At 49.0% G+C, this 16,128-nt stretch carries 13 protein-coding genes; 10 read left to right on the plus strand and 3 right to left on the minus strand.

Annotation, left to right across the window (positions count from 1 at the left end):
* Positions 1-12: 12 nt before the first annotated feature.
* Genes CWM47_RS26240 through CWM47_RS26250 form a run of 3 tightly spaced genes read right to left on the minus strand, consistent with a single transcriptional unit; the run spans position 13 to position 2,628 of the window.
* The gene (locus tag CWM47_RS26240) at positions 13-816 is read right to left on the minus strand and encodes a DUF4129 domain-containing protein (protein ID WP_240625479.1); all 804 of its coding nucleotides are present in this window, start codon (positions 814-816) and stop codon (positions 13-15) included.
* Positions 800-1,687 (minus strand): hypothetical protein, encoded by an 888-nt coding sequence (locus CWM47_RS26245; RefSeq protein WP_100991438.1) that lies wholly within the window; start codon positions 1,685-1,687, stop codon positions 800-802. Before CWM47_RS26245 ends, CWM47_RS26240 begins: the two co-directional genes overlap by 17 nt.
* Positions 1,684-2,628 carry a stage II sporulation protein M gene (locus CWM47_RS26250; protein WP_100991440.1) on the minus strand — a complete coding sequence of 315 codons (945 nt, stop codon included), beginning with the start codon at positions 2,626-2,628 and terminating at the stop codon, positions 1,684-1,686. Before CWM47_RS26250 ends, CWM47_RS26245 begins: the two co-directional genes overlap by 4 nt.
* 172 nt (positions 2,629-2,800) lie before the next feature.
* Between CWM47_RS26250 and CWM47_RS26255 the strand changes: the two genes are divergently transcribed.
* The 10 genes from CWM47_RS26255 to ispE all read left to right on the plus strand — a co-directional run bounded on the left by CWM47_RS26255 (position 2,801) and on the right by ispE (position 16,126).
* Positions 2,801-3,496, plus strand: a complete 696-nt coding sequence (locus CWM47_RS26255) for an RDD family protein (RefSeq protein ID WP_100991442.1) — start codon at positions 2,801-2,803, stop codon at positions 3,494-3,496.
* A gap of 70 nt (positions 3,497-3,566) precedes the next feature.
* Positions 3,567-4,754 (plus strand): M20 metallopeptidase family protein, encoded by a 1,188-nt coding sequence (locus tag CWM47_RS26260; RefSeq protein WP_100991444.1) that lies wholly within the window; start codon positions 3,567-3,569, stop codon positions 4,752-4,754.
* Positions 4,755-4,763: 9 nt separating this feature from the next.
* On the plus strand, positions 4,764-5,360 hold the full coding sequence (locus CWM47_RS26265; protein ID WP_100994057.1) for a YdeI/OmpD-associated family protein: 597 nt from the start codon (positions 4,764-4,766) through the stop codon (positions 5,358-5,360).
* Positions 5,361-5,620: 260 nt separating this feature from the next.
* The gene (locus CWM47_RS26270) at positions 5,621-6,238 is read left to right on the plus strand and encodes a gluconate 2-dehydrogenase subunit 3 family protein (protein ID WP_100991446.1); all 618 of its coding nucleotides are present in this window, start codon (positions 5,621-5,623) and stop codon (positions 6,236-6,238) included.
* 97 nt (positions 6,239-6,335) lie between these two features.
* Entirely contained in the window at positions 6,336-8,060 is a 1,725-nt protein-coding gene (locus CWM47_RS26275; protein WP_100991448.1) for a GMC oxidoreductase, read from the plus strand.
* A 157-nt stretch (positions 8,061-8,217) separates the two neighbouring features.
* A complete protein-coding gene (locus CWM47_RS38335; protein ID WP_157816065.1) occupies positions 8,218-8,793 on the plus strand; it encodes a hypothetical protein in 576 nt (191 codons plus the stop codon).
* Between the two features lie 64 nt (positions 8,794-8,857).
* Positions 8,858-10,297: an ATP-binding cassette domain-containing protein gene (locus tag CWM47_RS26290; protein WP_100991452.1), complete on the plus strand. Its 1,440-nt coding sequence runs from the start codon at positions 8,858-8,860 to the stop codon at positions 10,295-10,297.
* A 498-nt stretch (positions 10,298-10,795) separates the two neighbouring features.
* Positions 10,796-12,661, plus strand: coding sequence for a gliding motility-associated C-terminal domain-containing protein (locus tag CWM47_RS26295; protein ID WP_240625480.1), 1,866 nt, complete (start codon positions 10,796-10,798; stop codon positions 12,659-12,661).
* A gap of 82 nt (positions 12,662-12,743) precedes the next feature.
* Complete coding sequence (locus CWM47_RS26300) at positions 12,744-15,179, plus strand: OmpA family protein (RefSeq protein ID WP_100994058.1); 2,436 nt, start codon at positions 12,744-12,746, stop codon at positions 15,177-15,179.
* Positions 15,180-15,319: 140 nt separating this feature from the next.
* The gene (ispE, locus tag CWM47_RS26305) at positions 15,320-16,126 is read left to right on the plus strand and encodes a 4-(cytidine 5'-diphospho)-2-C-methyl-D-erythritol kinase (protein WP_100991455.1); all 807 of its coding nucleotides are present in this window, start codon (positions 15,320-15,322) and stop codon (positions 16,124-16,126) included.
* The last annotated feature ends 2 nt before the right edge of the window (positions 16,127-16,128 follow it).

Genomic DNA, 16,128 nt, shown 5'->3' on the forward strand with positions numbered 1-16,128 from the left:
ACCGGGCAATTCTTAGGTTATAGGTTGTTTCTGACCAGCTTTGTTGAACTGTGAAAAGGCTGTTCGCAGCGCCGTCAACTGCGCTTCACCTATCGGGAAGTCGCCGTACCAGACAAATTCAAATTGACCAGTTAATCGCTCAAAATCAGGCTGTAACGATGAATTTGCTAATTCATATACGTATTGCCGATTGGTTTTGTCGGGCTTGTACTGAATACGTCCTGAGTCGGTTAATTGTTTAAGCGTTTGCAGGTATAACAAGCGAACAGCCAGCCGGTAGTTTTGCAAACTTACGGCCTCGTCGATAGCCTGGTTAAAGTCGATCTCGTGAATGTTTTCGCTTAGATTTTCATAATCGAGACCAGCCGCCTGGGCTTTCTTCGGAAATAGAAAACGCAGTACTTCGGCTTTCATAAGCAGATAAACAGCTACGCCAGCTATAGCAGCAAGAAGTACATACTGCCAAATGTTTTGATAGGCTTCGCTGGATAAAAACGCCCCGATTTTATGCATGAGCCATTGCCAGAGTCGCGCCAGCGGGTTTTCGGGCGGAGGTGCATCGTTCCCATACTGATAATCATGGTCTGTCTGTAAATCGCGCAGATGATCTTGCTCGGGGTAGCGCACACGCATCGGTGCCCGATCATCGCGGGTAATGACCGGGACAGGTGCTTTTGTCATTGAGTCAGCACGAACTGTCTGCGCCAGAATTGCCGACGGACCTAATAACCCTATTAACCCGACAACAAGACTCGCCCGATAGACAGCAAATCGTAGCTCGTGAATCGTCATTCGTAGATCAAAACGTTCCTTCATCCGTTGCGCGGGGGTGGGTAGTTGATGTACCGATGGCGTCGATGGCCGAAATCAGCCCCCGACCTTCCTGCCGTTCAACCAGATTTGTGTATTGAAAACCAATGGCTGTGTATAGCACAACATTTAACAATGTTCGGCCAACAAGGTTAATGACGTTGCCCAAAATGAGCCAGACAACCGACACATCGGGAAGCATTTTCGCTCCTGTCAGAAAAGCGATAATGGTAGTTGGCACGGCAAATATTAATCCGACAATTCCGACAATTAGCCCCGTGACAAAGATTAGTCCAAAAGTAGACCACCATTTGTCCCGAATAAGCTGAAAACAACGGCTCCAGGTGGGACCAAAGTCAGTGCCTTCAAAGGCAGTAACGGCTAATGACAGCGAGAGGACAACGGCCACATAAAGACCGGGAATAAAGAAAAAGATGAATGCAACACCAATAATAATGGAGTTCAGAATGGTAATAACGATGGCCCGGCCAATCATGGGCTGTACTTCGGTCCAGACGTCGGTTACACTGATCAGGCTGCTTTTGGTTCGGTCATACACTTTCATATGGGCGTAGGTCGTCAGAATGACCGCCACGTTTGCCAGAACGCTAAAGAACATAGCCAACCAAAATGAGGGCGATATAAACTGGCCCATTAACTGAAAAACAGCCATCGGATCATTTTTATTCGTGCCCGTGTCGCCCATTAATTGAAGCATGTTTGATTGCATGACACCGGTAGCAATACCGGCCACCAGAGCCACTGGCCCCACAATGTAGATCAGAGCCATGCCCAGGCTCCGCATATTCTGAATAATATACTGGAAGGTCGCGTTGATCTTGTTGCCGAAATCGCGTTGTTCGAAGAGTTGAATCATGGCTGTTTTGTACGGTTTAGGGAGATAGGATATAAAATAAAATACCAGATAATGAAAGCTGCCGATGTTAGGATGATGATTCCACTGACAACAGGCGGCAGGGTTAGCCGTGTGATAAAACTTTCCAGAAAACCCGCTGTAATAAAAATCGGGACGAGCCCAATGGCGATTTTCAGCCCCCGTCTAATACCGCGCTTGAATGACTCCAGCCGCGAGTAAGTTCCCGGAAATAGCAGACTATTGCCTACGGTGAGCCCCGCACAACCCGCAATAATGATCGCCGATATTTCGAGAGTGCCATGAATCCAGATTTTTAGAGCTGAGTCGAGAAGTAGCCCACGTTCGTAAAAAAAGTACTGGAAAGCGCCCAGCATTACCCCGTTATAAAACAGCATCGCGATGGTGCCAAAGGAGGCAAATAGACCAAATACGAAGGTTCGAAAGGCTACATAGATGTTATTCAGGGTGATCTGTATGAACATAGACGCTTGATCGCGGCTGTTGTACACGCCCAGCGGATCGCCTTTCTTGATGTTTTCGAGGGTCATATTAACGTAGCCATCCCCCAAAATGAGCTGCACAAACGTATTGTCGTGTGCCGCCGACACCCAACCCAGAATACCAGCCGCCAGAAAAATACCGGCCGAAATAGCCAGCAATCGGTGCGACTGTCGGAAAAGCAACGGCAACTCATATTTCCAGAACGTAACAAACCGACTCCGGTCGTCGCGCCGATTCTGCATCAGGCCGCGGTGCATCTGCGCGGCCAGCCCGTTGAGGTATCGGGTTACGTTTGAGTCAGGATAAAACGTTTGCGCATACGACAGGTCGTCGGTCAGTTCCACAAAACGGGCCGTCAGTTCATCGGGGTCGCGCGAAGGATTCTGTTCCATATCGCGCCACTTGTCCGAATTGCGTTTAACGAAAAGAGCTTCGCGCATATAAATAGACCGAAGAGCATCGGCTGGTCGTTATAAAGGGTGTTAAATTGGATTAAAAATCTGGTTTTAAGAAAGACTTAAGTGTCTTTTATGGTAAATATTTTGACCTCAAGGCCATACTTCCGACTTTTGGCTAATGACCGCATAAGCGACCCCGTTTTTATTCATCCGCATGTCTGTTACGATCCGCACGTCCCAAAACGTTTTACTAGAGTATGAACCAGCCAGCATTGGCGACCGGATTCTGGCGGCTATGCTGGATTATCTGATCATTTTTGGCTGGACATTACTCGTTTTCGGTATTCCTGCCAGACTAAGCGTGACACCGAGTACCTTTTATATTTTTGTCGTAGCCTTCCCCATTGTCGTTTATGACCTCCTGTCTGAATGGCTCTTAAATGGCCGTAGTGCTGGCAAAATAGCGCTGGGTATTCGGGTCGTTATGCTCGATGGCTCACAGCCGGGCCTGGGGGCATATCTGCTCCGCTGGTTGTTGAGGATCATTGAATCCGTCGCTTTTTTAGGCGGTGTCGTGCCCATTGTCACCGTTGCAGTCAATGGCAAAGGGCAGCGTTTGGGCGACATTGCCGCCGGAACGACCGTTGTGAAATTAAAACCGGCCGTTTTGCTGGACGATATACTGATTCGACCGCTACCCGAAAATTATATGTTGCAATTTCCCGACCTGCGGATGCTGTCTGATCGGGACATTGGCGTTGTTCGTCAGGCACTGCGGCAAGGCGACGAACAGGTAATTAAGCGTACTGCCGATAAAATTAAACAAGTGACCACCATCCAGAGTGATTTACCAAATCGGACTTTTCTGGAAACGGTTATCAGCGATTATCAGTTTATAACGATGCAGTAACGTATGGGCCAAGCTCCTGCCTGGCCTGTGATTAATTTAACTGGCCAAGCAGGAGCTTGGCCCAGCCTCTATGCTCGATTCCATCAAATCCCTTGCCCGACAATACGCGGCCGATATCGTTCAAACCCGCCGACACCTGCATGCGCATCCCGAACTTTCCTTTCAGGAACGGAACACGGCCCGCTTCGTAGCCGATCAGCTCAAAGCCATTGGTATAACCCCACAAGAGGGCGTGGCCGATACGGGTCTGGTCGCTATTGTAGAGGGTCGTAACCCTGGTTCAAGAGTGGTTGCCCTCCGGGCCGATATGGACGCGTTACCCATTCACGAAGCGAATGATGTGCCCTACAAGTCGACCGTCGAAGGCGTCATGCATGCCTGCGGGCACGATGCGCATACGGCCAGTTTGTTAGGTGTAGCCCGCATTCTACACGTTCTGCGCGACCAGTTCGACGGAACCGTAAAGCTGGTTTTTCAACCGGGCGAAGAGAAAGCGCCGGGCGGGGCATCGCTCATGATTAAAGAAGGCGTTCTTGAAAACCCGACGCCCATCAGCATGATTGGCCAGCATGTAGCCCCAAACATCCCGGTGGGAAAAATCGGTTTCCGTGAGGGTATGTACATGGCCAGCACGGACGAACTTTACCTGACCGTTCGCGGAAAAGGCGGCCACGCGGCCATGCCCGACAACCTCGTAGACCCGGTTTTGATTGCCTCCCACATCATTGTGGCCCTGCAACAGATTATCAGTCGAAATCGGCCCCCGGCCAGTCCGTCGGTGTTGTCATTTGGGCGATTCATTGCCGATGGCGTCACAAATGTCATTCCAAACGAAGTGACAATCCAGGGCACATTCCGGTGTATGAACGAAGAATGGCGTGAAGAGGGCAAAAAACGAATGGTCAAACTAGCCGAAGGCATTGCCGAAGCGATGGGTGGCTCGTGCGAGTTCACGATTGTGCATGGTTACCCCTTCCTGAAAAACCACCCCGAACTTACCCGGCGCGTGCGGTCGCAGGCGGTCGAGTACATGGGTGCTGAGAATGTGGTCGACCTCGATTTGTGGATGGCAGGGGAGGATTTTGCCTTTTATTCGCAGGTTGTAGATTCCTGTTTTTACCGCCTAGGCACCCGCAACGAAGTGCGGGGCATCGTTTCGGGCGTTCATACGCCAACGTTCGATATTGACGAAGCATCTTTAGAGACCGGTGCGGGGTTGATGAGCTGGCTGGCAGTGCAGGAGTTACGGGTTGTCTAACTAATGACCATGCCACTACCATCGCTTCTCACATCCGTTTATGCCGAAAGTCCAGCGGCTTGGCGACAGTGGCTGGCCAATAATTACGCGGTTGAAACGAGCGTATGGCTGGCTATTTATAAAAAAGCAAGCGGAAGACCCAGCGTTACATATGACGAAGCCGTTGACGAAGCTTTATGTTTTGGCTGGATTGATAGCTCGGCCAGAAAGGGCGATGCCAACCGTTACTTCCAGTTTTTCGCCCGGCGTAATCCTAAAAGCAACTGGAGCGGAGTCAACAAAGCAAAAGTTGAAAAATTGACGCTGGCCGGGAAAATGACCGATGCGGGAATGGCAATGGTTAACCTTGCAAAACAAACCGGTACCTGGACGGCGCTGGATGAAGTTGAACGCCTGACCTGCCCACCGGATCTGGCAGAGAAATTCGATGAAAATCCGACAGCGAAGGGGTACTTTGAGGCTTTTCCTAAATCAGCGAAACGAGGAATCCTGGAATGGCTGCTCAACGCAAAAACGTCTGAAACGCGGGCCAAACGGATTATGGAGATTGTAGCCCTGGCAGCCCGGAACGAACGTGCCAATCAGTATGTGCCAAGGCCGAAATAAGTAAATCAGTCGATAAATCGAGCCTATAAAAACATAGTAAATGGAAGGGGGATTTAGCCCGGCAGGATATCGACGATATACGTTGCCGATCTCTTCGCGTTTGCAACTGTATCGTAACATTCTAAATTACGACATCCGCCAAAAGTGTGTCCTCAAATTGCACAATCCATTCCTTGATTGTTATACATTTGTACTTCCTTATATCGTTCTATTTGAAAGTCTAATTTCGCTCTACGCACATGAACAGAAGAGACGCCCTCATGCGGGTAGCCGCGCTGGCTGGCTCAGCCATAGCGTTACCCGCGCTGGCCGATACACTCGAAGCTTCGGCGGCCCGACGCGCCCTGACGGGCAAACCGCTTTTCTTCACGGCCGATCAGGATGCGACCGTTGCTGAACTGGCCGATACGATTATCCCCACAACGAAAACCCCCGGTGCCAAGGCAGCGAAGGTGAACGAAGTGATTGACATTATTCTGAAAGACTGTTACAAACCCGACGATCAGCAACGCTTTGTAGATGGTCTGACACTGACCAACAAACTGAGTCAGGATGCTTACGGAAAAGCGTTTGTTCAGCTTGACCCAACGCAACGCATTGAGATTGTTAAGAAACTGCAGGCTGATGCCAAGCAGCAACTGGCACAGATGAACTCGGCAAAAGCGGCTTCTAAAGTGGAAAACGCGCAGGCCGACTTGCAAATGCCTTCTGCCAAGAAGCAATACACGCCGTTCTTTATGATCCTGAAAGACCTGACGTTAACGGGTTATTTCACCTCCGAAATCGGCTGTACGCAAGCTCTTGAATATGTGGCGGTTCCGGGTCGTTACGACGGTTGTGTTACCCTCAAACCCGGCCAGAAGGCGTGGGCCATTTAATGTATAATGAGTAGTGTACAATGAATAATTGATATGGGCCTGGTGCTGGTGATAAGCATTGTCCATTACCCATTATTCATTATCCATTCAAAAAATCATGAACCTTAACATAGACGCAAAAAAAGATATGACCTACGACGCTATTGTCGTTGGGTCGGGCATTTCTGGCGGCTGGGCTGCTAAAGAACTTACCCAGAAAGGCCTGAAAGTATTAATGATTGAGCGCGGTCGCGATATCAAACACGTAGAAGGCTACGTAACCGCTACCAATAATCCGTGGGAGTTTCCGCACCGTGGGCGCATTACGACTATGGCTGCCGAAGAGTACTGGGCCAATATGCGTACCGGCTATACCGCCAATGAAGAATGGCGGCACCATTTCGAGAACGACAAAGAAAATCCATACCTCGAAAAGGAAAACCGCAAAGTAGACTGGATTCGGGGCTACCACGTAGGCGGTCGTTCACTCATGTGGGGGCGTCAGAGCTACCGCTGGAACAAAGAAGACTTTATGGCGAATGGCAAAGAAGGCATTGGTGTCGACTGGCCAATCCGGTACGAAGATCTGGCTCCCTGGTACACCTACGTAGAAACCTTCGCCGGTATTTCGGGTAGCAAAGACGGTCTGGACGTTTTGCCGGATGGCAACTTCCTGCCCGCTATGCAGATGAACTGCCTGGAAAAAGAAGCGAAAAAACGCATTGAAAAGGCGTTTCCGGCCCGTCACGTGACGATGGGTCGTACAGCTCACCTCACCGCCCCCAAGCAAATTCACTATGACCTCGGACGGGCCGCCTGCCAGTTCCGGAACCAGTGTATGCGGGGGTGCCCATACGGTGCTTACTTCAGTACGCAGGCGGCAACATTGCCAGCCGCTATGAAAACGGGTAAACTGACACTTCTGCCTGATTCGATTGTGTCGGAAGTGCTGTATGATGAGAAAAAAGGGAAGGCAACCGGCGTCCGTACTATTGATCAGAACACCAAAGAAGTTCGTGAACATTACGCCCGGATTATTTTCCTGAATGCATCGGCTTTTGCGAGTACATCTATCCTGATGAACTCCAAATCGCACCGTTTCCCGAACGGAATGGGCAACGAGTCAGATCAGCTTGGTCGGAACATCATGGACCACCATCTGGCGGTTGGTGCGGCCGGTGAATATGACGGCATGGAAGATCAGTATTACTATGGTCGTCGTGCTAATGGTGTTTACGTACCTCGTTACCGGAACTGGGCTGGCGACAAACGCGATTACGTGCGTGGCTTTGGCTACCAGGGTGGTGCTGGCCGGGGCGGCTGGAACCGGGGTAATGGTACGGATGGCTTTGGGGCAGACTTCAAAGACAGCCTGACTACCCCTGGCCCCTGGACAATGAGCCTTGGTGGTTTTGGCGAAATGATTGCCGATCCAAATAACCGGATGACGCTCTCGCCCGATCAAAAAGATAAGTGGGGCCTGCCTTTGATCGTATTCGATGCAGCCTACGGCGAGAACGAAAAGAAAATGCGGATCGATATGATGAACGATGCTGCCGAGATGCTCGAAGCCGCAGGTCTGAAAAACGTGACCGCCTACAACGACGAGTCGAAACACCCCGGTATTGGTATTCACGAAATGGGAACTGCCCGCATGGGTCGCGATCCAAAAACGTCGGTGCTGAACGCGCATAACCAAATACACTCGGTTAAGAACGTATTCAATACGGATGGTGCCTGTATGACATCGGCATCGTGTGTAAACCCTTCGCTTACGTACATGGCACTGACCGCCCGTGCGGCTGATTTTGCTGTGAAAGAAATGAAAAAGGGGACTTTATAAGCACAACAGATATAGTGTAAACGGGGTAATGAGTGGTAAATCTGCTTGTTACCCCGTTTATTTTTGAAAAAAATAAACGAAAAAATAAACACTTGTTCCTTTAGTTGAGTTATACCATAGACTAAACAGTAAACTAGTCGAAAGACTGAACTCAACGATGAAAAAAATAATGATAATGGGTTGGATGCTAGTAGCTGGCATGGCCCTGAACGCAGCAGCACAAACGACTAATTCGGGTACCACCAATTCTGGTACAACGGGTACCACAACCGGTACGACAGGTACAGGCACGATGGGTACAACGGGTACAGGCACGATGGGTACAACCGGAACGAATGCCAATGGTACGAACACGGGTACTAACTCAGGTACATACCAAACGCAGCCAACAACCAATTCGAGTCAGCCAACAACAAACGGCACAACAGGAATGGGTTCAACGGTAAATACGGGTACTGGTACAACCTTACCGCCTACTACGGGTACCACAACAGGTACAGGCACGAACGGTAGCACAACTACATACGGTACGGGCACAGGAACGATGAACTCGGGTACGACCAATTCTGGTACTATGAACTCGGGAACAGTACCGCCAACAACAACAACAACAGATCGGACCAATTCAGGTACGACTGGCAATGGTAGCCGACGCACAAGAAGCAGTTCGTCAACTACGACAACAACGCCTACGACTACCCCAACAACAACGACCATTCCTCCTAGAAATTAGGTGCGTGAGCGTTGAATAAGTTTTGAGGGCCATACCTTTGTAAAGGTATGGCCCTCATTTTTTTATGTCTCAACCAACTCCCTTAATCACCCTTGATTCGTTGACCGTCCGGAGAGGTGGTAAGCCGGTACTAAGCAATCTTTCTTTCCAACTGAAGTCGGGCGAGTGTTGGTGTATAACCGGGCCAACGGGTAGTGGAAAAACTACATTTTTACAGGCTCTGGCAGGTCAGTTTCCGGCCCCGCCGGGCACATTGACTCGTCGGGTATTCACAGAATTTGTTTCGTTCAAAGAAGAGTCCAGTCGATTCTCTTATAGTGGATACTTCTATCAACAGCGTTACCAGGCCACCATGAGTGACCATGCTGATGGAAATGATCCCGGTTATACGGCACTACCGTCATTGCGCGATTTTTTGCAGGTATCCAACTCGCCCGAGTCAACAGCCTTGCTTGAGCGACTGGGCTTGACATCGTTATTGGATCGTTCATTTATTAAGCTCTCTAACGGGCAAACCCGCAAGGCTCGTATTGGCAAAGCACTTTTGCGCCATCCTGCCGTTTTGCTTTTAGATAACCCATTTGTGGGTTTAGATGTCAACTTCCGGTCAGATCTAACAGCCTGGCTTGGCGAATTGACCAATCACGGCCTCTCGCTCGTCTTTGTCGCCGATGCGGACGATATACCGGTATTTGCTACGCACATAGCCGAAATCGGGCAGGGGAGGCTATTATGGGCAGGCCCCAAAGAAGACTATAGAGCAAATTATCAGCTCGAAACAGACTTTGGCGTGCCGCCCGTTCTGCAAACAATACCGCAGCAGACTGATTTTGCCGAAGCATTTCGACTACAGGATATTACCGTTCGCTACGGCGATACGGTTATTCTGAACGATCTTAACTGGGTTGTTCGGACTAACGAACGCTGGGCCTTATTCGGTCCTAATGGGGCTGGTAAGTCGGTGTTGCTCAGTTTGCTATATGGCGACCATCCTCAGGCATATGCGAATCAGGTAAGCGTGTTTGGCAACCGGCGAGGTAAATCGGGCGAAACTATCTGGGATGTAAAACGTCGGATCGGGTTTGTCTCGCCTGAGTTGCATCTGTACTTTCCGCAGCATCTATCGGCCCGGCAGGTAGCACTTACCGGCCTAACCGACACGTTAACACCACCCAATCGAGTATCGCCCGAAACGGAAACGGATTTGGCCAATTTATTCGCCTATTTTGATTTGACCCATGCAGAAAGCCGCCCCTTCGGGACTTTATCGGCGGGCGAACAACGATTGGTGCTTCTTGTACGGGCTTTTCTGAAAAATGCACCTGTATTGTTACTTGACGAACCCTTTCAAGCCATAGATAGTCGGCACATTGAGCGAGCAAGACGATTGATTGACAGCTTCTTAAATAAAACCGTTTTGTTCGTAACACATAACAGAAAAGAACTTCCTGAGAGTATTGACGAATTGTTTGCACTAGCCAGTACAAATACGGTCGAAGGCTAGACCAGTTTTTATATAAGCCCGATTTTGAATAAAAAATTTTAATGTTGGCATGGTTTGTGATAACTCAGGAACAAATTTTTGATTGTGATATAGAAGAGACGTTTATTAAATAAACACAGGTCGTTATGTTACATATAATCTAATTATCAACGTTGGAATAAGTCTATTTTCTTAAAAATCAGGCTTGGCATGATATTCGTCTTAACATGGAATAATTGATATTTCTACATGAAAAGACAGTTACTATATAAATTTATTGGTAATTTAAAGTGTGTATTATTTGGCATATTAGTAACTTTACGATTTGCCAATTTAACATATGCACAAGCCGATACCTGCCAAAATCCGGCCCCGCCTGTGATCACAGGTTCGGCGAAGTTTATATGCCGCAATGAATCTGTCAAGCTTACAGCCTCAGGTTGTTCCGGTACGGTTGTCTGGTCAAATGGCGAGTCGGGGACATCTATAGTTGTAAAGCCACAACAAACAGCAAAATACATGGCTATTTGCCGCGCCCGGCCCGGTTGTATAAGCTGTTTTGCCGACGTTTGGAAAATAACGGTCAATACACCCAACGCGCCCGTTGTTGCCAGTTTGACTAAAATTAGCTGTGCAGATGATGCTGTTACTTTAATCGCAACGAACTGTAGTGATATTGTCCACTGGTCTGACCAAACCACGGGGACTAGCTGGACGGGTAAACTACAGCAGACAACTACATTCCAGGCTACCTGCGAACAAAATAACTGCTTGAGCAACCCGTCTGTGCCGATTTCGGTCCAGATTGCGACTCCAGCCAAACCCGTGCTTTCGGTCAGCAAAAGTGATATCTGCGCCGGTCAATCCATCCAGCTTATTGCATCTGGTTGTTTGGGGACTGTTCGCTGGACGGATGGCAACGAAGAGCTGGTAAGAACGGTAACGCCTTACAAAACGATGACCTATCGTGCAGTCTGCCAGATCGGTTCCTGCCGAAGCGACAGCTCCGAGTCAGTATCGGTACAGGTTCGAACGGCCGGGCAAAAAGTAAATCTGGCAACGACACTCAGCAATGGGTGCCCGTTTCAAACCGCTGACTTGTCGAAAGCGATTACCGGAAAAAACCCTGTCCTGAGCGACGTTTACCAATTTAGAATGGGACCATCGCTTGAGGCTGCTATTGTTCAGTCGCCGGGAGCGGTACAGGCGGGTACCTATTATGTCTTCGGCCGAAATACCGATGGCTGTTATACAGACCCCGTAGCCGTTACGGTGCAGATTATACCCTGTCAAAACCCTATTCCTGTTTGCCTGAGTAACCCGGCAACTGTTGCCGTTCGACTCGACTCGATTGATTGGGCAAAAGGTATGGTTCGATTGACAGCACAGCTAGGTGGTTCGGCCAGTTCAGCTAGTTGGCAAAGTGATGGTGGCGGCCTGTTTACCGATACTGGTCTATCGGCTCGTTATCTGTTGTCAGAAACGGACCGGCAACTTGGTAAAATAATGTTCACTGCCACAACGCCCGATCCTGATGGCAGTGGCCCCTGCGTGAGCATGTCTATAAAGCAGGCAGTCATGGCTCCATCCCGTGAGCTAATCGGGCTGAGCAAAAAAGTAAGCGAACCTGTTTGGCTTATGGAAGGTGGTGCTAGTCTGGTTGAATTGACCTACCAGTTGACAGTTGCCAATCTGGGTACAAATTCACTGAAAAATGTGCAAATCACCGATGATCTGGATGCTGTTTTTTCAGCTTCGGGGGCGCTGATTCGTTCGGTAAACGCTCGGGCCGACAGTGGGTTCGTGGTCAATCCATCCTATACAGGCCGTGGGGCCGACACAACGTTGCTAAGCAGCGGAAACATGATGGCTGGTAAGCAGGGCCATGTCTGGCTGACGGTTCGGTTAGATGTGAGCCGCGCAAATACTCTGACGTTCAGCAATAAAGCAACCGCGTCGGGGGTTGATGTGAATGGAGGACTTTGTCGGGATCGTTCCACTAATGGGACCGAATCTGACCCTGATTTAAATGGTAACCCCGGCGATAATGAGGAACCAACGCTGGTAACACTTCACTCGTTAGAGTCCGAAGAGGCCAAAACGGTGTTTATTCCAGAAGGCTTCTCGCCCAATGGGGATGGTATCAACGATAAATTCGTAATTCAGCGGTTACCAGTTGACCTAACTGCACAAATTGAAGTCTACAATAGGTGGGGACATCTTGTTTACCGCAACCCTAATTATAAAAATGACTGGGATGGCACCATCAATCAGGGAGTTAGTGTAAACGTTGCGAAAGAAGGGTTACCTGATGGGACTTATTACTATCAGATTCGACTCAGCGATGGACGCGAATATGTGCGGTTTCTGACGCTGGCCCGATGACGTTTAACAATGATTTTAGGGCAAATTCATTTGCCGGATGAGTGTGAGTAAAGAGGCCGTGAGGCATGGCATGAAGTTACTAATGAACAGGAACTGGATTGTATGGATTTTGGGAGGATTGCTGTGGCTGAGCTCGTTAGGGGTTTGGGCGCAAACAGACTCTTTGTTGCAGCAGGCAAACCGGTTGCTCAACTATAAGGCCTACGGCCGTGCTATAGAAGCGTATACGGAGCTTTTAAACGATTACGAACCTAAACTGACCAGCAAACAGAAAGCCACGGTACAAAGTCGTTTGGCATTTGCATATCAACAAGTGGGCGATAACCAGAAAGCGGAGCGTTATTACCGTGAAGTTGTGGATAGTAACACCGACGAAAATCTGCAACAAATTTTACAATTTGCCCAGACACTGGCTAGTAATGGTAAGTTCAAGGAAGCTCAGAAACAGTATGAGCGCTATCTTCTATTGAAAGAAAAGCAACCCGAACGGGCTGTTGCTACCGGGCCTTCGCTAGGTGTGAGAAAAGACGCTGTGCGCTATCGGTTAGAATATCTGGCCTTAAACTCACAGGGCGAAGAGTTTAGCCCGGCCTTTTACCAGGATGGTCTGGTATATGTAGCGGGTAAAAAAGGGGGGTCAGCTATTGAGACGACAGGTAGCGGAGGTGGTTCGGGCTATCTCGACTTGTTTTACGTACCAAACCGGAATAACCTGAAGATCGGCAGTATTATTAATGCTGATGGAAGCACGAGTAAAGCACCTTCCACCCATGCAAAATCGCCATATACAGTTGGTCAGGACAGTTACTCCCGACCAACAGCCAACGATTCGCGCACCGTGCCAAATTTTTATGAAGGGATTAACATCTCGGAAGGTCTGGGGTATGTCGAACAGCCTATAGATCCGTCGAAACGATTCAGCAAAACCCTCAATACGAAATATCACGAAGGGCCGGCAACGTTTTCGCGTGACGGTTTGCGCATAATTTTTACCCGCAACAATTACAATAACGGCCGTGCCAGCAAGAGTTCGGCGGGGGTCAATAAACTTAAGCTGTACACGGCTGTGCAGCAGAATGGTTCCTGGATGAACATCGAAGAATTGCCCTTCAACAGTGATGAGTATTCGGTTGGCCATCCCACCCTTAGCCGTGATGAACAGTTTCTGTATTTTGCTTCTGATATGCCGGGAGGTTTTGGTGGAACAGATCTGTATGTTAGCCAGTATCAGAATGGTCGATGGAGCAGGCCGGTCAATTTGGGGGGAGTAATTAACACAAAAGGCAACGAGCTTTTCCCATTTGTCGACGATGCCGGAAATCTGTACTTCTCGTCGGACGGTCGTAAAGGCCTTGGTGCGTTGGATATATTTTTTTCGACTCTATCGAATAACGTGACCGTAAAAACCGTCGAGCATCTTGATGCGCCCATTAACTCCGACCAGGATGATTTCGGCTTTATTGCCGATGGTAACCGGCGGGGCGGCTATTTCAGCAGTAACCGGCGAAGTGGCAATGACGACATTTACCGCTTTGTTCGGGAGAGTTCATTGTTCGGGTGCCGCGACCTGACCATACGTCTATATAATACAAACACCGAGCAACCTTTAGATAGCGTAACGGTATTGATTAAGTCAAAAGGCGAAGGGCATCCCGACCGTACACTTGTGAGTGATGCGAACGGCTTTATGCGAATTTGTCTGGAAGGCGATAATGCGTTTACATTTCAGGCCAGCCGGGATGGTTATATTAATAGCACAGTAGGTTTTACAACGGCCGCCCTTACCGATGATCAGCCAAGCCGACTTGAAATTGGCTTAATAATGCCAACCGTTGTGATAGATACAATCAGGGCTGAAAGCACAATTTCCAGAGGTCCGCTAACCCAGTCACGGGTGCAGGGCGTCATTATGGGCGGGCGAGAACGCAAGCCAATAGAAGGCGTAACCGTGCGACTTCGCAATGAGTGTGACCGTACAATACGCGAATATGTAACCCGTGCAGATGGGAGATATACATTTAATGTAGTTGAGGGGTGCGACTATACGCTGGTCGCTTCCAAGCCTGCATTTGGTACAAATACCAACCGGATCAAGCGGCTGCCTAAAAAGACAAAACCCAAAGAAGTATCCGCCGACCTTCGCATGCTTAGTGTAGGGGATGTAGTTACTATTGACAACATTTACTATGACCTTGACCGCTCCAGCCTTCGAGCCGACGCTGCTCGCGAACTGGATAAAGTGGTAGCTACGATGCGCAAATATCCGTCATTGATTATTGAAATCCGGTCGCACACCGACAGCCGGGGTGATGCCGAACGCAATAAGACCCTGTCGTTACAACGCGCCAACGCCGTTGCTACCTATTTAGTCTCGAAAGGCATTAACCGCCGACGTATGTCGACATTAGGTATGGGCGAGTCGCAATTGGTAAACAACTGCACTGATGGCGTTATCTGCACCGATGCTGAACATCAACGCAACCGCCGAACGGAATTTAGAGTGGTGGAGATAAAGTAAAGGAATAATGACCGGGCCGACGCTTCGGTGATGAATGATATTTTTGTCGGGCGCGTTTAGTAGTAAAACGCCCACCTGGTGCAACACCAGTTAGCTATCATTCATCATTTATCACCGAAGCGTCGGCCCGGTTATCATTCTTGTTAACGTTTCCTGCCAGTAAAATAAACCTTGGGCTGCGTATTACCAATAAGCGTCCTGATGGGTTTCATAATCTTCAATCGTGTTTTTACCCGGTTGCGTGGGGTGATATTCTGGAAGTAATACCCGCTGCCGAGTTTACGTTTACCAGTAGTGGACTGTCTATTCCCGGTAATCCTGCCCAAAACCTTTGTGTAAAAGCCTATGATTTACTGAAAGCCGATTTCGATTTGCCGCCAGTAAAAATGCATCTACACAAAATTGTGCCTATTGGAGCGGGTTTAGGTGGCGGCTCTGCCGATGCTGCGTTCACGCTGAAGTTGCTGAACGACCAGTTTTCAATAGGGTTGACGAATGCCCGTTTAGAAGAGTATGCCCGTTTGCTGGGTAGCGATTGTGCATTTTTTATCCAGAACCGGCCATTATACTGTACCGAAAAAGGTGATGTCTTTTCAGAAATAGCCGTTGATCTCCGTGGTTATCACATTCTATTGGTCTACCCCAATCTCGCTATTTCAACGGCCGAAGCCTACGGCGGGATACGACCTCGACAACCAACCATTCCCTTATGCGATCAGTTAGTAGCACCCATCGACAAATGGCGTACAACAATTCACAATGATTTTGAAGACAGCCTGTTTCCAAAATACCCTATTCTGAATCAGCTTAAAGAGCAACTCTACGATAGTGGAGCGGTTTATGCCAGCATGAGCGGCTCTGGATCAACGGTCTATGGTATTTTTAATGCCCCGGTTATTATTCCAAACCAATTTTCAGCACACCGCGTTTGGGAAGGGAAACTATAACT

The organism is Spirosoma pollinicola (assembly GCF_002831565.1).
Lineage (GTDB): Bacteria > Bacteroidota > Bacteroidia > Cytophagales > Spirosomataceae > Spirosoma > Spirosoma pollinicola.